The sequence below is a fragment of the Klebsiella sp. CN_Kp097 genome (assembly GCF_040064495.1).
Classification (GTDB): Bacteria; Pseudomonadota; Gammaproteobacteria; order Enterobacterales; family Enterobacteriaceae; genus Klebsiella; species Klebsiella aerogenes.
Map to the genome: position 1 here is coordinate 942,535 of NZ_JBEAIL010000007.1, position 20,533 is coordinate 963,067.

Annotated in this window: 18 protein-coding genes and 1 pseudogene; 6 read left to right on the top strand and 13 right to left on the bottom strand. The window is 59.4% G+C overall.

From position 1 onward, the window contains the following. Positions 1-361: 361 nt before the first annotated feature. The 7 genes and pseudogenes from ABLV07_RS14935 to ABLV07_RS14965 all read right to left on the bottom strand — a co-directional run bounded on the left by ABLV07_RS14935 (position 362) and on the right by ABLV07_RS14965 (position 7,393). Positions 362-1,138, bottom strand: coding sequence for an ATP-binding cassette domain-containing protein (locus ABLV07_RS14935; protein WP_020079069.1), 777 nt, complete (start codon positions 1,136-1,138; stop codon positions 362-364). Then, positions 1,132-2,127, bottom strand: coding sequence for an ABC transporter permease subunit (locus ABLV07_RS14940; RefSeq protein ID WP_020079070.1), 996 nt, complete (start codon positions 2,125-2,127; stop codon positions 1,132-1,134). Before ABLV07_RS14940 ends, ABLV07_RS14935 begins: the two co-directional genes overlap by 7 nt. Then, on the bottom strand, positions 2,108-3,145 hold the full coding sequence (locus tag ABLV07_RS14945) for an ABC transporter substrate-binding protein (protein ID WP_020079071.1): 1,038 nt from the start codon (positions 3,143-3,145) through the stop codon (positions 2,108-2,110). The genes ABLV07_RS14940 and ABLV07_RS14945 overlap by 20 nt, the downstream gene beginning before the upstream one ends. Further along, positions 3,142-4,116 (bottom strand): ABC transporter substrate-binding protein, encoded by a 975-nt coding sequence (locus tag ABLV07_RS14950; protein ID WP_348853535.1) that lies wholly within the window; start codon positions 4,114-4,116, stop codon positions 3,142-3,144. The genes ABLV07_RS14945 and ABLV07_RS14950 overlap by 4 nt, the downstream gene beginning before the upstream one ends. Before the next feature lie 5 nt (positions 4,117-4,121). Further along, a complete protein-coding gene (locus ABLV07_RS14955; protein ID WP_047036681.1) occupies positions 4,122-5,216 on the bottom strand; it encodes an acyl-CoA dehydrogenase family protein in 1,095 nt (364 codons plus the stop codon). Positions 5,217-5,301: 85 nt separating this feature from the next. Next, positions 5,302-6,355 (bottom strand): annotated as a pseudogene (locus ABLV07_RS14960) (LLM class flavin-dependent oxidoreductase); the annotation flags it as partial. Between the two features lie 144 nt (positions 6,356-6,499). Next, positions 6,500-7,393, bottom strand: a complete 894-nt coding sequence (locus tag ABLV07_RS14965; protein ID WP_015705144.1) for a LysR family transcriptional regulator — start codon at positions 7,391-7,393, stop codon at positions 6,500-6,502. Between the two features lie 107 nt (positions 7,394-7,500). Here ABLV07_RS14965 and ABLV07_RS14970 point away from each other — a divergent pair, with 107 nt between their 5' ends. Continuing rightward, positions 7,501-8,106: a cysteine dioxygenase gene (locus ABLV07_RS14970; protein ID WP_045361233.1), complete on the top strand. Its 606-nt coding sequence runs from the start codon at positions 7,501-7,503 to the stop codon at positions 8,104-8,106. Beyond that, complete coding sequence (locus ABLV07_RS14975) at positions 8,099-9,679, top strand: rhodanese homology domain-containing protein (RefSeq protein WP_045361235.1); 1,581 nt, start codon at positions 8,099-8,101, stop codon at positions 9,677-9,679. The genes ABLV07_RS14970 and ABLV07_RS14975 overlap by 8 nt, the downstream gene beginning before the upstream one ends. A gap of 54 nt (positions 9,680-9,733) precedes the next feature. Here ABLV07_RS14975 and ABLV07_RS14980 read toward each other — a convergent pair whose 3' ends face one another. Next, complete coding sequence (locus tag ABLV07_RS14980) at positions 9,734-11,137, bottom strand: DUF1996 domain-containing protein (RefSeq protein ID WP_221914567.1); 1,404 nt, start codon at positions 11,135-11,137, stop codon at positions 9,734-9,736. An 80-nt stretch (positions 11,138-11,217) separates the two neighbouring features. Further along, positions 11,218-11,937 (bottom strand): polyphenol oxidase family protein, encoded by a 720-nt coding sequence (locus ABLV07_RS14985; protein WP_015705140.1) that lies wholly within the window; start codon positions 11,935-11,937, stop codon positions 11,218-11,220. 136 nt (positions 11,938-12,073) lie between these two features. Between ABLV07_RS14985 and ABLV07_RS14990 the strand changes: the two genes are divergently transcribed. The 3 genes from ABLV07_RS14990 to ABLV07_RS15000 are packed head-to-tail and all read left to right on the top strand — an operon-like array spanning position 12,074 to position 14,875. Further along, entirely contained in the window at positions 12,074-13,132 is a 1,059-nt protein-coding gene (locus ABLV07_RS14990; RefSeq protein ID WP_045361239.1) for an ABC transporter substrate-binding protein, read from the top strand. Further along, a complete protein-coding gene (locus ABLV07_RS14995; RefSeq protein WP_221914566.1) occupies positions 13,122-14,129 on the top strand; it encodes an iron ABC transporter permease in 1,008 nt (335 codons plus the stop codon). Before ABLV07_RS14990 ends, ABLV07_RS14995 begins: the two co-directional genes overlap by 11 nt. Continuing rightward, positions 14,126-14,875 carry an ABC transporter ATP-binding protein gene (locus ABLV07_RS15000; protein WP_045412696.1) on the top strand — a complete coding sequence of 250 codons (750 nt, stop codon included), beginning with the start codon at positions 14,126-14,128 and terminating at the stop codon, positions 14,873-14,875. Before ABLV07_RS14995 ends, ABLV07_RS15000 begins: the two co-directional genes overlap by 4 nt. Here the strand turns inward: ABLV07_RS15000 and ABLV07_RS15005 are convergent. The 4 genes from ABLV07_RS15005 to ABLV07_RS15020 all read right to left on the bottom strand — a co-directional run bounded on the left by ABLV07_RS15005 (position 14,859) and on the right by ABLV07_RS15020 (position 19,759). Further along, a complete protein-coding gene (locus tag ABLV07_RS15005) occupies positions 14,859-15,599 on the bottom strand; it encodes a substrate-binding domain-containing protein (protein ID WP_045361245.1) in 741 nt (246 codons plus the stop codon). The genes ABLV07_RS15000 and ABLV07_RS15005 overlap by 17 nt on opposite strands. Positions 15,600-15,657: 58 nt before the next feature. Then, a complete protein-coding gene (locus ABLV07_RS15010) occupies positions 15,658-16,494 on the bottom strand; it encodes a shikimate dehydrogenase (protein ID WP_045361247.1) in 837 nt (278 codons plus the stop codon). Between the two features lie 15 nt (positions 16,495-16,509). Next, positions 16,510-17,832: an MFS transporter gene (locus ABLV07_RS15015; protein WP_015367003.1), complete on the bottom strand. Its 1,323-nt coding sequence runs from the start codon at positions 17,830-17,832 to the stop codon at positions 16,510-16,512. A gap of 76 nt (positions 17,833-17,908) precedes the next feature. Further along, a complete protein-coding gene (locus ABLV07_RS15020) occupies positions 17,909-19,759 on the bottom strand; it encodes a sugar phosphate isomerase/epimerase and 4-hydroxyphenylpyruvate domain-containing protein (RefSeq protein ID WP_045361249.1) in 1,851 nt (616 codons plus the stop codon). A 127-nt stretch (positions 19,760-19,886) separates the two neighbouring features. On the opposite strand from ABLV07_RS15020, the gene ABLV07_RS15025 reads away from it, so the two are divergent. After that, positions 19,887-20,525, top strand: a complete 639-nt coding sequence (locus ABLV07_RS15025) for a TetR family transcriptional regulator (protein ID WP_015367005.1) — start codon at positions 19,887-19,889, stop codon at positions 20,523-20,525. The last annotated feature ends 8 nt before the right edge of the window (positions 20,526-20,533 follow it).

Genomic DNA, 20,533 nt, shown 5'->3' on the forward strand with positions numbered 1-20,533 from the left:
TGGCCTCAAAATCGCTGAGATGTTCCCGGCAGGCCGGGGCAGCACGCAGGGATGCGTGCTGAGGGCCGTGTTTTGCAAGGACGCTGCCTCGGCCCGACCCGAAGCCTGCCGGGATAAGTCGAAGGTACCACGAAGTGGCGATTTTGGCGGCCATAGCCCGGGGGTACAGGGGGCGGCGGCGATTGGCCGCCCCCTGTGCGCTCCCTGCGCCATGGGAGACATAACGCAGAAGACATTTCGGGAGCGCAATGTGCTCTGAATGAACACAAAACAACTGTTTTTCTCGGACCAAACAGTTGCAAACCAATAACAGTATCGACGGTCCGTGTCATTTGTAGCCCCGATTAGCCCCGCACCTGGCTTACCAATCCTCTTCCTGGCCGAGGATACGCAAAATATCCTGCCGATGCTGCAATAACAGTGGATTGTCGCGATGGCGGGGAAACGCCAGAGGAAGCGTAAATTCAGCGATAATGCGCCCCGGCCGCGGCGACATCACCAGTACTCTCTCGCATAGCAGCAGCGCTTCTTCGATATCATGAGTGACCAGCAGGCTGGTATAACCCTGCTGCTGCCATAGCGCAATCAGTTCGCGCTGCATGCTGATGCGGGTGAGCGAATCCAGCTTACCCAGCGGCTCATCAAGCAGCAGTAAACGCGGTTCATTGAGCAACGCGCGCGCCAGCGCCGCACGCTGCGCCATCCCGCCGGAAAGCTGCCGCGGCCACGCCTCGCTGAACGACTGCAGCCCGATGCGCGAAATCAGCGCGTCGGCCTTCGGCTCCAGCCCCTTTTTCCCCTGCGCCTGCGGCCCCAGCAGCACGTTCTGCCGCACCGTCAGCCACGGATAAAGCGTCGGGTCCTGGAAAACCAGGATCCGTTCCGGCCCCGGCCCGCCCATCGCCGCATCGTCAATCTCAATATGCCCGCTTTGCTGTGGCTCCAGCCCCGCCAGCAGGCGCAGCAGCGTCGATTTACCGCATCCTGAGGGGCCAAGCAGCGCGACACTCTCCCCTGGCCGCAGCTGCAGGCTGATATTGTCCAGCACCGGCACCGTCTGTTTGCCCAATGTAAAAGCATGATGAAGATGACGTACCGCCACCGCCGCACCGGTCGAAATTGTCTGGGCACTTACCATTGCATCCCTCCTCGCTGCCAGCTCAGCAGCCGATCGCGAATCATAAATAGCCCGCTAATCAGGCCGGAACATAACAACGCCATCACGAATAGCGCCGCGTACATATTCGGATAGGCCGCCCAGCCCTGCGCCCACTGCAGATAAAAACCGATCCCGGATTTGACGCCGACCATTTCGGCGACAATCAGCACCGAAAACGACGCGCCAAGCCCCATAAACAAGCCGACAAACACGTTCGGCAGCGCGGCGGGGATCGCCACGCGCAGGATCAGAAATCGCTGGCTGGCTCCCAGCGTTCGCGCCACGTCATACCACGCTTTATCGATACCGATGACCCCGGACCAGGTCAATACCGTGACCGGGAACCAGGTGCTGAGCGCAATCAAAAACACGCTGGCGCCGAAGCTGGAAGGAAAGATAAACAGGCACAGCGGCAGCAGCGCGGTGGAAGGTACCGGCCCCAGCAGGCGTAAAATTGGATGCACCCAATAGCCAATACGCTGAGACCAGCCAATCGCCAGCCCGCTGATAAACCCGCAACTGGTGCCAAGCAGCACTCCGAGCCCGAGCAGCCCCAGCGAATGCAGTAGGCTATCAAGCAGCCGCGGCCAGTCATCGTGCAGCACTTCAATCAGCGCCTGCGGCGGAGCGAAAAACGGCACCGGCAAAAACGCCGTCTTGGCCGTCAGCCCTTCCCATAGCGCGAAGAGCACCGGCAGCAGCGCCAGCCATTTTCCGGCACGCTGCAAACGCGCGCCCCGCTGGCGCCAGTAACGGTAACTCAGCGTCAGTAACAGCAGTCCGCCGCCGAGAGTGAACTGCGCCAGCGCCCACTCCTCGCTAAACGGCCAGCGCCGACCGGCATCGGGCCAGGCCTGCGTGAACAGGCCGCCCAGCAGCCATAGCGCGGCGGCAAGCCCGCCCTCCGTCCAGAGCAAAGCGCCGAGCCCCGGTCGGGCGAGCGCGCGGTCAGGCGAAAACGTTGACATAAATACTCTCCGCAAACTGATGAGGATCGGTTCCCGGTTTGATGACCTGTACCCGCTGCAGATCCACGGCATACTGCGTCAGCTCTTTAACAAAAGCCTCGCCCACCGCATGATGACCGTGCCCCTGGCCGTGAAGAATGCCGCTAACCTCCGCTTCGTTAGTATTTAGCGCATGGGCGAGAAAAGATTGCGCCACGCTTTCCGGATGCGCGGCGGCATAGCTGTGCGCTTCCAGAATCGCCTGGGTAAGCGCGGCCGCCGCCGGTTTATGATCGCGCGCAAGGGCACCGCTGACGCCCAGCACGCAGCAGCTGAGATTGGCGTAATCGCCGGTCATATTGCTGGCGATTAGCTGATATTTCCCGGTTTCCAGCAGGCGATAGCTAAAGGGCTCGCTGCCGCTAATGGCGGCGATTTCGCGTTTATCCAGCGCCACGCTGAGCAGGTCGGCCGGATAGACTTTCCACTGCACATCGCTAATCGGGTCGATACCGTGGCGTTTCAGCAAGATGGCGAAGAAGTTTTTATCCGGCCCGGCCATATCGGTGACGCCAATGGTTTGCCCTTTCAGACTCTCCAGCGCGCCAAAAGGCGAGTTTTTGGCCGTCAGCAGATTCAGGCAACCGCCGTGCGTTCCGGCGGTAAGTTTGACGTCAAAGCCCTGCTCCAGCGCCTTCAGCCAGCGTAGCGCCATGCCTACCCCGGCGTCGGCCTTGCCGGTGGCAATCGCTTCCAGCAGAACATCCGTCGAGTTACCAAAGTTAACAAACTCAACGTCGAGGTTATATTTACTAAAAATCTTCTGCTGCTCAGCGACGGCGACCGGCGCCAGGCACACTGCGCTTTTGTTAATCGCCAACTTGATTTTATAAGGCTGCGCCAGACGCAGCGCCGGGTGTTCATCACCGCTCGCCATCTCCGCCATATCGTGAGCCCATAGCGGCACAGACGTCCCGGCCAGCGCCAGGCCACCGGTAAACTGTAAGAAACGACGACGGGTAAAACGTGTGGTCATCATGGCGCCGCCTCCGCATGAACCGGCGTGACCGGCACGTTAAAGCCGTGATCAAATGTCGGCGTTACATCGAGCTTTGCGCGAATGAGGCCGTTGGCAAGATAAAAGTCCGCCGTCGACTGCTGCTGGGCGACCGTCGGCGCGTCCAGCCGCTGCCACTGCGACTGGCGATTGGCAAACTGCGCGCGGGCGATATCCGCCGGGAAGCGAATAATCTCCCCCAGCGTTTTGCCATAGCTATCGAGATTGGCATAAGCCCAACGCTCGGCGCCGGCCAGTCGGGTGAGATAATCCTGAAGCGCCGCGCGCTTTTGTGGATCCTTCAGCGCATTATCGGTGGCGGCCAGGAAGGTGTTCCCCGGCAGCAGCCCTTTGCCGCTCACCAGAATCTGCCCTTCAGCGGTTTTCACCAGTTGCGTGGTATAGGGCTCCCAGGTCGCCCAGGCATCCACCGAACCGTTAAGCAGCGCGACTTTCGCATCCACAGGGCCAAGGAATACCCACTGCACTTCCTTCGGCGAAACACCCGCCTGCTCCAGCGCTTTCAGCGCCACAAAATGGCCAATCGATCCTTTCCCGGTGGCAATGCGTTTACCTTTTAAATCCGCCGCGCTTTTTAACGCGCTGCCGGGAGGTACCAATACAGCGGTCCCCGCCGGGTTGCTCTTATCGACGGCAATCGCTTTTACCGGCGCGCCGTTCGCCAGCGCGAACAACAGCGGCGCATCGCCGATAATCCCCACGTCAACCGCGCCAGCGTTGAGCGCTTCAGCCAGCGGCGCGGCGGCAGGAAACTCGGCCCATTTAATATCGTAAGCGAGGTTTTGCAAGGCGTTAGCGGCCTCCAGTTGTGACCGCATGCCGCCTTTTTGATCGGCAATTCTTAGTGTGATTCTTTCCTGAGCTGCAACATAGCTGCTCAGCGTCAATAGCATTAGCGCCCCGGCTATGCGGGTAAAATGGGATATGCGCATCTGAATTATCCTTGTTGTTGAAAAGCGTGTTTACCCGCCGCCTGCCACGCGCTGTCGTTCTGCGGCGTATGTACCCGCCCGCACAGGACGTTGCGATAGTGGCGTTCCAGAGGATGTTGCCGACTTAAACCATGATTGCCGGTGAGTTCAAGCGCCAGGTTGACCGCCTGAATGGCGTTGTCGGTGACAGTGACTTTCGCCAGATTGGCCTCAATAGCGGAAAAGCCCAGCTTCGCGGCATTCTCCAGCAGCGCGCGGTTAACCAGCAGCAGCCCTTCGATCTGCCCCACTTTTTCCTGTACCCGCGGCAGGCTGGAAAGCGCTTGCCCAAGATTGCCGGGGACCCGCGCGCCGAGCCACGCGACAAGCCAGTCGCGCGCCGCACGGGCCACGCTATCGTAAATCGCCGCCAGTAGCGCCGTATGACGGTTGGCAAACAGACGAAATTGTTCGGCGTCCGGCGCGGGCGGCTCGTCGGTGGGCCAAACGTCTACCGCGTGCCCGGCGGACACCTGCACGTTTTTCAGCACCACCTGGTGACTGCCGGTGGCCCGCATGCCGAGGTGATCCCAGCTTTTCACTACGCTGATGCCCTCGCTGTCGGCAGGAACCAGCCAGCTACCGACCAGCGGCGGGTTGTCGTCGCTGCGCGCCCACAGCGCCAGCCAGCTCAATCCTTCGATACCGGTGGTATAAATTTTGTGGCCGTTAATCAGCCAGCCCCGACTGTTACGGCTGGCTATCGTTTGCGGCAGGCCGCCGCGCGCCGGAGAGCCCAGATCCGGTTCGACGCGCAGGCTATTGATCAACCCGCCGTTTGTGAGCGCATCATCAAATACGCGCTGGCGTAGCGGCTCTGCCCAGTGCGTATTTTCCGCCAGCCGCAGATGATGCAGATACTGCATGCAGACAATCAGCGCGGTTGCCGGTTCGCCCCAGGCGATGGCGGCGATAGCCTGTTGCAGCTCGGCTAAACTGGCACCAGGTCCGCCGTACTGCTGCGGTACGGCAAGGCTTAAAAACCCGCGTCGACGCAGAACGTCAATATTGCGATGGGGAAAATCGCCGCTGGCATCAAGGCTGGCAGCCTCCTCCGCCATCAGTTGGCGGATCTCGGCAAGCTGCCGTGGCCAATCTGCGATTGGGCGATGACTCACGATGCACGCTCCGCCACGGCGCGCAGCGCGGCTTTTTCGCGGGTAATCGGCAGTAGCGCTTTGCCATACTCCTGCGCATCGTTCAGCGGATCGAATCCGCGGATCAGGAAGTTACGCACGCCGAGGTCGTAGTAGTCGAGCAGCGCATCGGCAACCTGCTCCGGCGTACCGACCAGCGCGGTAGAGTTGTGGCCGCCGCCCACCAGCTGCGCGATGCCGGTCCACAGGCGTTTATCCACCACCTTGCCCTGCGCCGCCGTAGCCCGCAGACGCTGCGCGCCAACGCTATCGGGCTTGGCTTTAAAGCCCCCGTCGTTCTGCGCCGCCCGCTCGGTGGCGACATGCAGAATATGCTCGGCCTTCTCCCAGGCTTCCGCTTCGCTATCGGCGATAATCGGCCGGAACGACACGCTGAAACCGATCTCGCGCTGATGTTTTGCCGCTTCGGCCCGTACCCGCTGGATAGTTTCCGCAGTCTGCGCCAGCGACTCCCCCCATAGCGCGAAGACGTTAGCGTGTTTACCGGCAACCGTAATTGCCGCCTCCGACGAGCCACCGAAATAGAGGGGAATATGCGGTTTCTGCAGCGGGCGAATCGCCGACCACGCCTGTTGCGCCTGATAAAAATCATTGTCGATGTCCACCGGCTGTTCGGCGGTCCAGACTTTGCGGATGGTATCGAGGAAGGCGTCGGTGCGCGCATAGCGCTGGTCGTGGTCGAGATAGTCGCCGTCACGGCGCTGCTCGGCATCATTGCCGCCGCTGATAATATGTACCGCCAGCCGGCCGCCAAGCAGATGTTCAAGAGTGGCAAATTTACGCGCGGCGAGAGTTGGCGAGACAAAACCGGGGCGGTGCGCCAGCAGGAAAGCTATCTTTTGTGTCGACAACCCCGCCAGCGCGGTCACCAAAAAGCCGTCGGGTTGATCGGACCAATGCCCCACCAGCAGACGGTCAAACCCCGCGGCTTCATGTGTTTGCGCGAAGCGCACAATATAATCACGGTCAAAAATCGGCCCTACCGGGGCGATGGTTTCTGACGACAGGCGGTGGCCGATCATGCCGAGAAACTGAATGCTCATACAGAACTCCTGGTAGCAAGGTAATGAATGGGCCGCGGCGGCGGCGCGTTTTCATTACCCTATACACAGGCCCTTAATGAGCGAAATGCATTTTTATCATAACTTAATATGCAGAATAAGCATTTAAAAATTTATAGATATCTTTCAATCAGATGCGTTAAGTTTCTGCACAATTTTTCCGGCAAAAAAAGTCAGCGGCTGGCTCAGATTAGCCAGATTCTGCGCGTTTACCAGCCACAGATGCACTTCCGGCTGAAAATCCGCGAGCGCAAGCGTGGCCACTTCATCGCGCCACGGGCTGGCGGCCAGCGCGGCGCGAGGCACCAGTCCAAGCCCCAGTCCCTGCGCCACCAGGCTGATTTGCAGCTGGGCGCCGGCGGTCTCGACGTTCAGCGCAAGCCGCAGCCCCTGCGATTGCAGTTCGCGGATTAGCCCGGCCCGCAGGCCGCAGCCGTCGGGATTCAGTACCCAGCCTCGCTGCGCACAGTCGCGCAGCGCCCCGGCGTGCAGTCGCCAGCTTTTCGCCGCGATGACCACAATATCCAGCGGACACAGCAGCCTTCCGCTGTAGCCGTCAGCAAAGCGCTGCTGTTGTGGTCCCATCGCCAACACGCCATCCAGTTCGACGCTCTCCAGCCTTTTTTGCAGCAGCCCGCTCCAGCCGCAGGTCACCTGCGGCTCCAGGGCCGGAAACTGCTGGCGTAGCGCGCTCAGCGCCGGCTGGAGGGCGATTTCCGCCACGCTCTGCGGCACGCCGAGTCGCAGAACGCCCTGCGGTTCCGCCTCCGGGTCAAGCAGACCGTACAGCTTTTTGGTTTCCCGCTTAATGCTCAGGCACTGCTCATACACCCGATGCCCGGCGGCGGTGAGCGTCAGGGGCCGGGTCTGGCGCTCCAGCAGCGTCACATTGAGGGTTTGCTCAAGGCGCTGAAGCCGACGGGTAATGGCCGATTGGGTAATGCCGAGATATTCCGCAGCCTGGTTAAGAGAGGAAAACTGCACGGTAGCCAGCAGGGCATCAATGTCATCGATACGCATATAATCCTTAATGTGATTTTTGCATATTAATATATGCGGAAATTGCATTTTAATTATATTAACGTCTTTGCTAGCGTAATGACCAGTCCCGACAACAGGAAACCACCATGACTGCACCGCGAGTGGAAAAATTACGCCAGTTTATTCAAGACCTTGATGCTCTGCATCGCCAGTTTACCGATGAGGCCACCCTGCTCGACGCCGTCGCCGAGCGCCTGGCTTCGCTGGTGCAAAAAGACGACTGGTTGCCGGAAGAGTACACCCTGCCGCATCCCCATCACTATCAGCAGTATTTGCTGCATGCCGATTCCGGCCAACGTTTTTCGATTGTCAGCTTCGTCTGGGGGCCGGGGCAATCGACGCCGATCCACGACCATCGGGTCTGGGGAGCCATCGGTATGTTGCGCGGCGCGGAGGAGAACCAGCGCTACCGACTCGACGAACGCGGTTTGCCGATCGCCACTGGCCCTGCTGAACGGCTTTCACCCGGCAAGGTGGAAAAAGTCTCATCCCGCGATGGCGATATTCATCGGGTGAGTAACGCGCTCGCTGACCACGTCTCAATCAGTATTCACGTCTACGGCGCTAACATCGGCAGCGTCCGGCGTGCTGTTTATACCGCGGATGGGATCGCCAAACCTTTCGTCTCCGGTTACTCCAACCGTCACTTGCCCAATATCTGGGATCTCTCAAAGGATAATGAATATGCCTGACTACAATTATCGCCAGCCAGCCGAGGTACGCCAGGCGCTAATCGATGGCGCAGAAGTGGCGCTCATCGATGTTCGCGAAGAGGCCGTATTTGCCACTAACCATCCGCTGTTTGCCGCTAATTTGCCGCTCAGCAAGCTGGAGCTGGAGATTTTTCGCCGCGTGCCGCGCCTGACGACGCCGATTACCCTCTACGATAACGGCGAAGGTCTCGCGGAGCAGGCCCTTGAACGGCTGCAACGCTGGGGCTATCAGGATGTCGCGCTACTGGCTGGCGGACTGACGGGCTGGAAGCGCAGTGGCGGCGAGCTCTTTCAGGACGTTAACTCACCGAGCAAAGCGTTCGGCGAGCTGGTAGAGAGCGAGCGCCAGACGCCCTCGTTGAGCGCCGAGGAAGTGAAGGCGCTGATCGAGGGTCCCCAGCCGGTCGTGGTGGTCGACGCGCGGCGTTTCGATGAGTATCAAACGATGAATATTCCCGGCAGCATCAGCGTGCCCGGCGGGGAGCTGGCGTTACGCATCGAAGGCCTACTGCCGTCGGCGCAAACGACAGTGATCGTTAACTGCGCCGGCCGTACCCGCAGCATTGTCGGTACCCAATCGCTGCGCAATGCCGGCTTAGCCAATCCGGTATACGCACTGCGCAACGGTACCATCGGCTGGACCTTAGCCGGACTGGAACTCGAGCACGGCCAACAGCGTCGCTACGACGCCGATTTCCGCGCCTCAGCGCAGCGCGTGGCTGCGGTGACGCAGTTGGCCGAGCGCGCTGGCGTGGCCTTCATTGATGCCCCGACTTTAGCCCGCTGGCAACAGCAGCCGAGCCGCACCACCTATCTGTTTGATGTTCGCAGCCCCGAGGAGTATGCCGCAGGCCATCTGCCGCACAGCGTGAATGCGCCCGGCGGCCAGCTGGTGCAGGAAACCGATCATTATGCCAGCGTACGCGGAGCACGGATTGTGCTGGTCTCCGATGATGAGATACGCGCGCCGATAGCAGCGTCCTGGTTAGCGCAGATGGGCTGGGAAGTGGCGGTTTTACGCGATGTCCGCGTGGAGCAATTGAGCGAACGCGGCGTTCCGCCCGCCAGCGTACCGCCGGCGCCGCAGGCTGAGGAGATAACCCCAGCGCAGTTAGCGGAACAATTGCGTGAACCCGGCACCGTGGTACTGGATTTCACCACCAGCGCTAACTATGTCGCACGGCATATCCCCGGCGCCTGGTGGCTGGCGCGTTCACAGCTGCGTCAGGCGCTTGAGCTCATCCCTCCCGCAAAACGTTACGTTGTCACCTGCGGCAGCAGCCTGCTGGCCCGCTATGCCGTGCCTGAAGTCGCGGCATTGACCGGTAAGCAGGTACAACTGTTAAGCGGCGGGACGCTGGCGTGGATTGATGCCGGGCTGGCGCTGGAACAGGGCGAGACGCATCTGGCAACGCCGCGCGGCGATCGCTATCGACGGCCTTATGAAGGAACCGATAACTCCGCTGAGGCAATGCAGGCTTATCTCGACTGGGAGTATGGCCTGGTGGAACAGTTAGCGCGCGATGGTACCCACGGCTTTAAAGTGTTGTAAGTCACAAACCCGGTGGCGACACGGCCACCGGGAATAGCTTACCTTTATTGGAAATTAAATTTCCGGGGTGGTTTTAAAGCCAACCAGCATCAGGATCGGCTGCTTCTGCGCCGCTGCGGCGTCAAACTGATAGTGGTTGCCCTGACGGTCGCCGCCGATGTACCAGGAGATCTCGGTTTTCCCTTCCGCCAGCGCCTTACGCACTGCTTTATCGATATCCACCATCCGATACTCACGAGATGAATTGAGATACAGTTGAGCATCAGAGTTGTAGCTGCAGGCCGGCCGATGCTTCCAGGTCACGCTCGCCGCGCTCCAGTCATTACTGGCCGGGTAGAAGAAGATCTGGTCCGCGCCGTTAGTTTCCACTTTGCCGCCGTACAGACGCAGGCGATATTTAAACAGCGACGCATCCTGATCTTTCGGCTGCGCCGGGATTTTAAACTTCACCAGGGTCAGGGTTTCCGGGTTGCTGGTACGGCCACCGTTCTTCCAGTTATCGGAAATCTGCAGCGCTCCAGGCGCCCCGAAGTTAACATTCGGCTGCGCGCTCTCGACCACCGCGTTTTCTTCCGCCAGCGAGAAGCTATAAGGCACGTTGGTCCCGCAATCCATGCCTTCATTCATACAGTGTTCGGTCATGAAGTGCGCGCCCTCGACCGTCCAGCCGTTCATGAAATCAGCATGGGCAGTATAGATGCTGCCCCACTTCTCTTCACGTTTATCGCCCTTCATAACCGGGTCCATCGACAGCTCAATTTTTGCCGTGTCCAGTGATTTAATCTGCGGCAGCACGTAGGCGATATTCATATTAACCGTCGGGATTTTTACCGGATAGTCGGCCGGGCAGGCGCCGTTGACATCATAGGCGGCGTTGCTGTGACCGTGGCTCGGCTTCAGGTTGACGCCATCCCAGCAGTTGGGGAACTGAATACCGATATTAAACTGCACCGCGTCGCCCGCTTTACGTAGGCCGCAAACCTCACCTGCCTTGTTGCTATAGCCTTTACCGTTGGCGCACAGGAAGGTTATCCGTGAGCTCGGCGCGGAGCCGTGGTGGTCGCCAGCCAGCAGCTCTAACCCCGACGGGAAAGGATGCAGCGGATACTGTTCGACTTTGGTCGCCTGGTAATAGGTTTTCTGATAAGCCGGAGTGACAATTTGTCCATCCGGCAACTTCATTGACGGCGCCCAATAGGCGGAACTATCGGCCTTGTTATCACAGGTGGTTTCCGGCTGCGCGCGCAGGGTTTGATAAGTTGAGACCGCGTCGGTGTGGGTATTGCCGAAGAAATCATGCCACATCGCCTGGTTTGGCATACCGAACATCATAATCGCGTCGTCGCCAAGAGTGTGGCTGTAACCGCATACCGCCTGGGCTTGCGGTCCTGCATGGGCGGAAAAAGCGCTGGCGGCCAGCAGCGGGGTCAGGGCCAGTACAACTGAGTTAGCTTTCATTTTACGATCCTCCTTGTTTGAAGGACCGTAGAGATAGCAAGCGTGCGCCAATGTTACACATCAGCAAACATCATTTTATCTCATTCGCGCATAATCCATGAATACTGGAAGGTTTTCGCCGCCGGAAAATGGGTGCGCCGACGGTAGGAGCCGAGCGCCTGCGGCGTGCAGTAGGTACAGCTTCCCAGCCATTCGGTATTTTCCACCGCCACCCCGGCCTGTTGCAGCACCCGCTGCGCCAGCGCGCGGAGATCGAACCACAGATTATCGTTCCCGGTCGCCTGCGCTTGCCCGGTTTCTGGCGGGGCGAGGCGCTGATGAAACAGCTCGTCATTGTACCGTTTTGCCAGCTTGCCCGCCGGCATGGTCAACAGCAACTGATAAAACTCGGCCGAAACCTCATAGCAGCAGGCGTGAATATGCGGCCCGCAGACCACCACAACATCTTCTATCGCCACCTGATGCTGGCGAAATAGCGCCAGGCTGTTTTCGATAATGCCGCTGGCCGCTCCTCGCCAGCCGGCATGCACGCTGCAAACATAGCGCCCATCCCGCGAGGCCATTAACAGCGGTAAACAGTCGGCGGTGACGACGCCGACCTTTTGCCCACGCAGAGCCGTAAATACAGCATCGGCATGCGGCCGCTCTGCCTGCGGCCCCTGATAATGATGAACAACATTGCCGTGCACCAGCTTAACCGGCGCCATTTCGCTGTACGGAAAAGCGGCGGTTTCGTGCACATCGAGAAAAGCGTAACGAATACCGGGGATATCACTTAATAAGCGGGATGGATAAGACATAACGGCGCATGAATGGATTGGTGGTGGATTTACCGTAGGTCAAAGCCGCTCGATACGCAAGATGTGGATGCTTTGTTCCCGGTATCGCTATATAATTTAATATATATCGCTTATTCTTATCCAATCGGGTTAATCCATGTCACCACACCGTTTACTTTTGGCGCTAACGTTGTTCAGCGCCAGCCTGTTCACCAGCCAGGCCTTTGCCGATCGCACCGTCACCGACCAACTGGGCCGCCAGGTTACGCTGCCGGACCACATCACCCGCGCGGTCGTCCTGCAGCACCAGACGCTAAATCTCCTGGTCCAGTTGAATGCCGGCGACGATATCGTCGGCGTGTTAAGCAGCTGGAAAAAACAGCTCGGGCCGCAGTTTGTCCGCTTTATGCCCGCTATTGAAAATCTGCCGACGCCGGGCGATTTAACTCAGGTCAATATCGAAAGCCTGCTGGCGCTGCATCCGCAGGTGGTGTTCGTCGCCAATTACGCGCCGCAGGCGATGATCCAGCAGATCCAAAACGCCGGGGTTCCGGTCGTCGCGATATCCCTGCGTCAGGACGCGGCGGGCGAGAAAAACAAAATGAACCCGACAATGGCCAATGAAGAGCAGGCCTATAACGACGGGCTTAAACAGGGGATCCGCCTGATTGGCGAAGTCGTCGAACGCCAAAACCAGGCCGAAGCGCTGATTGATTACACCTTTGCGGCGCGGGCAGAAGCTAACGCTCCGGTCGCCGGTATCCCTGACAGCCAGCGGGGGCGCGTGTACATGGCCAATCCAGATCTCAACACTTACGGCTCCGGCAAATATACCGGTCTGATGATGAAGCATGCCGGGGCGCTGAACGTTGCGGCCGCGACGGTTAAGGGTGCCCGTCAGGTCTCGCTGGAACAGGTTCTGCAGTGGAACCCTGAGGTGATCTTCGTCCAGGACCGCTATCCGCAGGTGGTCAAACAGATTGAAAACGACCCGCAATGGCAAGCGATAGACGCGGTGAAAAACCACCGGGTATGGCTGATGCCGGAATACGCCAAGGCCTGGGGCTACCCAATGCCGGAAGCGCTGGCGATAGGCGAACTGTGGATGGCGAAAAAGCTCTATCCTTCCCGCTACCGGAACGTCGATGTCGATGCGAAAGCGCAGGATTACTATCAACGCTTCTACCGCGTGAAATGGACGCCGAATGCGCAGTAACTTTCACTGGGCCCTGCTGCACGGAGGGCTGACGGCGGCGACGTTGTTTATCGCTATCGCTTCGCTATGCCTGGGGCAGTACCACCTCAGCCTGAATGAGGTCTTTCATGAGCTTACGCATGGCGCGCCCGATAGCGGCATCGCCGGGCAGATAGTCTGGTCAGTCAGGCTTCCCAGGGTAGCGATGGCGCTGTTGGCCGGCGGCTCGCTGGGGCTATGCGGCGCGACTTTACAAGGCGTATTCCACAACCCGCTGGTCGACCCGCATATCATCGGCGTGACCTCCGGCTCCGCCTTCGGCGGCACGCTGGCGCTCCTGCTGGGTTTTGACATCATATCGATGATGGGGTGTACCTTCTTCTTCGGCCTCGCCGCGCTGGTGTTGGTTTATCTGATTGCCAGGCTGCAAGGGCGTGAAAACACGCTAGCGCTGATCCTTTCAGGCATTATTCTCAGCGGTTTCTTTGCCGCGCTGGTCAGCCTGATGCAGTACCTTGCCGACACGGAAGAAACCCTGCCGAATATCGTTTTCTGGCTGCTCGGCAGCTTTGCCACTGCTAACTGGCATAAAGTGCTGTCCATGGCGCTGCCGGTCGCCGTCGCCGCCGTTATCCTGCTAAAGCTGCGCTGGCGTATCAACCTGCTGGCGCTGGATGATAAAGATGCGCGCGGTCTTGGCGTTTCGGTGACCACATTGCGCCGCGGAGTGTTGGTTTGCTGCGCGGTGCTGGTCGCCGCCCAGGTCGCGGTCAGCGGCAGCATCGCCTGGGTTGGGCTGGTGATTCCGCATCTGGCGCGCCTGCTGGTTGGCGCCGATCACCGCCGACTGCTGCCAACGGCATTCTGGCTCGGCGGCGCGTTTATGGTGGTGGTGGACGACCTGGCGCGCACCTTAACCCAGGCGGAGATTCCGATTGGCATTATTACCGCCCTGCTCGGCGCGCCGCTGTTTACCCTTTTACTCATTCGGTCCCAACGCCGCGGAGTGGCCCAATGAACATTTCATTATCACTGGACACCCTGCGCTATGGCCATCGTCAGCCGCTCTTCTCCCCACTATCAATGCAGTGCCGTCACGGGCAAATCTGGGCGATACTGGGCGCCAACGGTCGCGGCAAAAGTACGCTACTGGATACCCTGACCGGCGTTCTGCCGCCGCTCGGCGGAAAGTTTAGCGTAGAAGGCGGCATCGCCATCGTGCCGCAGTCGTTTCGTCCGGCATTCGGCTGGCAGGTACGCGATGTAGTACTGATGGGGCGCGCCCGCCACGTCGATCTGTTCGCGCAGCCGGGGCCGGAAGATGAACGGGAGGTTCAACAGGCGCTGGCGCAGTTGGGGATCGCCGCGCTGGCCAATCGGCTTTTTCGCGCCCTGTCCGGCGGACAGCAGCAGTTGGTGCTCATTGCCCGCGCGCTGGTCAGTGAGAGTCAGAATATCCTGTTAGACGAACCCTGCTCAGCGCTGGATCTGGCCAATCAACAGATTGTGTTACAGCTGATTAGCGACCTTGCTCATCGGCAGAAGCGCACCGTGATGTTCACCACCCATGATCCGACTCACGCGCTGCAGGTCGCCAGCCATACCCTGCTGCTGTTGCCCGGCGGCGAATGGCTGGCGGGAGAGTCGTTCGCGGTACTCAGCGAAGCGAACCTGCAGCGTGCCTACGGCCTGCCGGTTCACAAAATCGACCATCCCGGTAGCGCAGTGCCGTTACTGGCGCCGCAGTTTACGATCCATCGCTAACGGTCAAAAATCCTGCCGCGCGCAGAAACATCTGCCCTTCTTCTGCGGTTATATAGCGCCGTAGCTGCCGCGCGGCAGCGCTCCCCTCAATTTGCGCCAGCTGATACTCGCAGCGAATATTCCACGGCTCGGGAATGAGTAACGTGCGAAACTGCGCGCTCTCCGTCATCTGAACCGCATAGTGGGCGTAGCCGATAAACAGATCGGCAAAGTCTTCGCCAATTAGCCATGCCCCTGCGGTAGCGCCCGACGGTACAGTGAGCGACGCCCGACCGCCGACCAGCTGCTGCGCCCGGGCCATCAACGTCCGTCCGAGGCCCGGATAGCTGGCCTCAAGACGGGCAAAAAGCTGCCAGGTGTAATCGCCGGAAGGATCGCAGGCCGGCGTCGAGGTCGCCAGCCGCAGCCGAGAATCGTGCAGTAACGCCAGCCAGTCAGCGCGATCGGTATCAGGCGTGCGGCGCACGGTCAGCATCAGTCGGTTAGCGGCAAACGAACAGCATTTTATCGCAAGCCCGGCTTGCAGCAGCGCCTGAGGGTGTTCGGTATTCGCACAGGCGAACAGCGAGCAGCGTTCGCCGCCTTCAATGCGTTCGCGCAGCAGGCCGGCCGGGCCGAACTGCGCCTCGACCTGAATGCCGCTAAGCTGCTGAAATCGCGCCAGCAGCGGGAGGAAAGCGCTTTTCAGGCTTCCCGCCGCCAGCAGCGTCAATGAAGGGGTCATCACACGAATCGCTATAAAGATGAAAATATAGCGCCAGGATAACGCCTTTTTTGTTGATTCAGTAGCGAATTTCCGCCCGTTCGCGCAGCTGTTCCGGCGTCGCCACCGGCAGTTGGAAGAACTCGAGATAGGCCGGAATCATTTCGAACAGCATATCGGTACCGCGCTGAATCGGACACCCCAGCGCCTGCGCCTCCCGCAGTAGCGGAGTATATTCAACGCTCATCACCACCTCGCCGACCCAGGTGCGCGGCGACAGGCGAGAAACGTCCAGCGGTAGCGGATCATCCGCTTTCATGCCTAGCGGCGTGGCGTTGACCACCAGATCCTGCGCGGCGGGATCGCGCTGCATCAGAACGATCTCCAGACGCGGATAGTGCTGATGCAGCCGCTGCGCCAGCGCCTCGGCGGCGGATAAAGAGGTATCGAACAGCGTCAAGGTACTAACCCCTGCGGCCGCCAGCGATGCGGCAATCGCCGAGCCGACGCCGCCGCAACCGAACACCTGCGCCCGCGCCCCTTGTGGTTGAAAGCCCTTGCGCTTAATCCCCAGCACAAAGCCTTCGCCATCGAACATATCGCCGCGCAGGCTGCCGTCGGCTTCGCGGCGGATGGCATTGCAGGCGCCGGCGATTGCCGCCGTCGGGCTCAGTTGGTCTACCAGCCCGCAGGTCGCCATTTTATGCGGCATGGTGACCAGCGCGCCGACGATGTTAGTCATGGAAAACAGCGCTGGCACCAGCGCCGCGTAATCCTCCGGCTTCACCCCCATCGGCACCACTTTGACGTCCGCCTCGCAATGGGCCAGCCATGGGTTATAAATCATCGGCGCTTTAAAACTGGCGGTCGGATAACCAAGATGCGCTATCAGCCGCGTATGACCACTAATGATCATGCCCTACTCCTGTTGTTACTGCGAAAGTTCGATGCGTTTGACATCGCCAAGGATAAACAGATAGGCCACTACGCCAAGCAGCGCCGCGCCGCCGATATAGACCAGCGCGTAGAAAAAACTACCGGAAGCGGCAACGATAAAACCGATAATCAGCGGCGTGAGGATCCCCGCCAGATTGGTGCAGAAATTAAAGATGCCGGCGGTTATCCCGCCCATCCCCTGCGGCGCGATATCGGAAATTAATGTCCAGCCTAGGCCGACCATTCCCTGGCCAAAGAAGGCAAATGACATCATCAGGATCACCGCCAGGTCGCTCGGCAGCCAGTTGGCGGAAATAATGCTGCTGGCCATCATCAGCCCGACGACGATAGGCAGCTTACGCGCCAGATTGGCCGAACCGGTGGCTTTCAGCAGCTTGTCGGAGAGCCAGCCGCCAAACAGCACGCCACCCGCCGCGGCGAGAAACGGCAAGATGGCGAAGAAGCCTACTTTCAACCACGCCATGTGGCGCTCGGTCGCCAGGTACGTTGGAAACCAGGTCAGAAAGAAGACCAGCACGGTATTACCGGCGAATTGACCGACGCTGGCGCCAATCACCTGTCGTTTTGCCAACAGCTGGCGCACCAGCGGCCAGCTAAAAGCGTTTTGCTGCTGCTGCGCGCTAGCCAGTCCGCCGCCGCGAAGAATATGTTCGCGTTCACTGTCGCTCAGGCGGCTGTCCTGATGGGGTTCGCGGTAGCAACGCCACCAGACCAGCGCGAACAGGATGCCAACAACCCCGACGCTGATAAACAGCGCGCGCCAGCCGAAGCTGCCCATAATCCAGAACAGCAGCGGCGAGAAACAGGCCAGCCCGAGATATTCACCGACGGTGTAGACCGCCGTGGCCTTCGCGCGCTCCTGCTGTGGAAACCAGGTACTCACTACCCTGCTGTTGACCGGAAAACAGGGCGCTTCACTGACGCCAAGCCCGAAGCGACACAGCAACAGCGTTTTCAAGCCAATCGCCATACCGTGAAATAAGGTGAACAGCGACCACAGCGCCAATGAGAGGAAATAGGTCACCTTATTGCCGAAACGATCGAGGAAAATACCGCCGGGGATTTGCGCCAGCGCGTAAGTCCAGGCAAAGGCCGAAAAGACAATTCCCATGATGGCGGCATCAATGCCGAGCTCGGCGGTCAGTTTCGGCGCGGCGATACCGAGCACCGTGCGGTCGAGATAGTTAATCATCGTGCCGACGGCCAGCAGCGCCAGGATCCCGATACGCCGCCGGGAGCGAGGCGCGGTGGTCGCGGTATCCGCCGCCGTCGCCTGGTTATGGCTATAAGAGTTCATAGTCGTTTCCTGTCTTGAGTACAGATGAATGTTGTTATTGTGTTTGCGATGTTGTGTTGTGAACCATTTGCTACGTTTAACTGTACTGCATCGCCGAAAGGCGGACGGCGGCATTCACCGCGCCGTACTGGGCGTAACCGCCGCGCCGTTCGGTCAATTCGAAGAAGAAACGCCCCGCCGCGAATGGACGGGTATAAAGGTGGAGGAATTCGCCGCCGCGGGTATCACGGTCGTAGAGAATTTGCAGGCGTTGCAGCGTCTCTACCTGCGGCTCTCCACCGAAGCGCGCCAGCAGATCCTCATAGTAATTCGCCGGGATCGGTAGCGCGTTCAGCGCGGCCTGCGGCAGATTTTCGAGCGTTGCGGGTAAATCGCGGCAGGCAAAAGCGGCGTGCTGTAGCCCGGCGCCCTGATAACAGGCGACCGAACGCGCTATCTGCGTGGCTCGACTTTGCGAAATATTCAGCGCCAGACGGATATCGCCCTGCGGGCTATGAACCGCCAGGCTGCGCACCAGGCCGTAGGGGTCGGGCAACGTCTGTTCGTGTTCGAGACTGAAGCCGAAAACCGTACGGAAAAAGATAATCCAGTTGTCGCGGCTATCGGCCTCCATGCCTAACGCCAGATGGTCAATACCGCAGTAGTCGTCGCGCGGCGCGTCTGCCTGCAAATGAAAATCGCGGGCGTAGATGTCGTCACCGGTTTCAACCAGGTAGATCAGGCTGCCATCCGGGGCGCAAACCGCCGGGATCGAACTCTCATTAGGACCGGCATCCCCCTGCCAGGTGGCATAACCGTAGGCGCGGGCGCGCTCCACAACCGGTGCGCTGTGGCTCACCCGCAGCGCCATTGCGCACAACGAGATGCCGTGGCGCTGATGAAAATGGTCGGCCCAGCTGTGCGGCTGCGCGTTAACAATCACCCGCGCCTCGCCATTACGCCAGAGCGCAACCTGCTTGGAACGATGCTTGCCCTGAAGCTTAAAGCCCAACTGCGTCAGGCGCTGGCCTAGCGCGACAGACTCCGCCGGACTGGCGGCAAATTCAATAAACTCCAGGCCGTCATAGTGCGGTAGCGCAGGTGGCGAAAATAACGCCGCATCGCTATCCGCAAGCTGCCGACGGGTCTGCTCTTCGAGCCACAGCAACGAACGATAGCCATCTTTCGCCGTGGCACCCGTGGGCGAGGCGCGAAAGCCGTCATTGAAAATCTCCAGCGACCAGGGTCCGCGATAGCCGCAGCGGGTCAGTTCACAGGCGAAATCCACCAGCGGCAGTTGTCCCTGGCCAGGGAAGCAGCGGAAATGACGGCTCCATTCGAGGACATCCATCTTCATCAACGGCGCGTCGGCCAGCTGTAGGAAGGTGATTTTCTCAACCGGCACCTCGGCAAGGCCTTGTAGATCATCACCGAGCGACAGAATATGGAAACTATCAAGAACGATGCCCATCGCCGGGCTGTTAACCCGCTGCACCCGTTCCCATGCCTGACGCCAGCGGTTAACGTGAGTACCCCACGCCAGCGCTTCGTAGCCAATGACAACCCCCTCCTGCTCGGCGAGATCGGCCAGCGCGCGCAGGTCGGCGACCTGCAGTTCGATATCGGCCGAACAGTCCGGCTGGACGTTGCTACAGAGCAGCATGGTATCGCAACCCAGTTCATGCATCAGGGCGAATTTCCGCTTCGCCCGCTGCAGGTTAGCGGCAAACTGCGCGCGGCTGGCGCCCTCGAAATCGCGAAAGGGTTGAAAAAGGGTGATTTTTAGCCCTAATTCAGCGGCAAGGTTGCGAATATCGCGCGGCGTGCCCGTATAATAGAGCAGATCGTTTTCAAAGATTTCAACGCCCTGATAACCGGCCGCGGCGATAGCGTGCAGCTTTTCGGGTAAAGTTCCGGATATCGAGACGGTAGCGATGGAACGCAACATAAGAGTCCTCGGGTCATCATTCGACATGAGCACTGACTATGTATCATTTGGTTCACAGGCGCCAGATTTGGTTGCTAAATTGTGATCATTATGTGTATTTTTTGTCTCCATAGAAAAAGGAGTCGTTATGTCCCTCGTTGCTCATGATGAAGCACAATCCCTGAAAGAGCGCATCTTTGCCGCCGCCATCACCGTGTTTGCCGAATATGGCCTCCCCGGCGCGCGTATGGAGCAGATCGCCATCGAAGCGCAAACCACCAAGCGCATGGTGGTCTACTACTTCAAGAGCAAAGAGCAGCTGTACCAGGCGGTACTGCAACATGTGTATGCGCGGATCCGTGAAACGGAACAACAGCTGGGGCTGGAGCACCTGCCGCCGGTCGAGGCGCTGGTGCAATTGGTGAAATGGAGCGTGCGCTATCACGCCACTCACGCCGACTACATGCGAGTTATCTGTATGGAAAACATGCAGCGCGGCAAGTGGTTGAAGGGTTCCGGGGAGCTGAAACCGCTGAACCGTACCGCGCTGTCGATTATCGAAGATATTCTGCAACGCGGCCAGCAACAGGGGATTTTCCAGGCCGGTCTGCAGGCGCGCGACGTGCATCGGCTGATCAGTAGTTTTAGCTTCTATCAGGTATCGAATTTTTATACTTTTAGCAGCCTGTATCTCGACGATCCGCTGCCTGAAATCGACGACGAAGCAATGGTTTCACACCACTGCGAGATTGCGGTAAAAGCGGTGATTCGGTTCGTTATCTCTTAAGAATTACT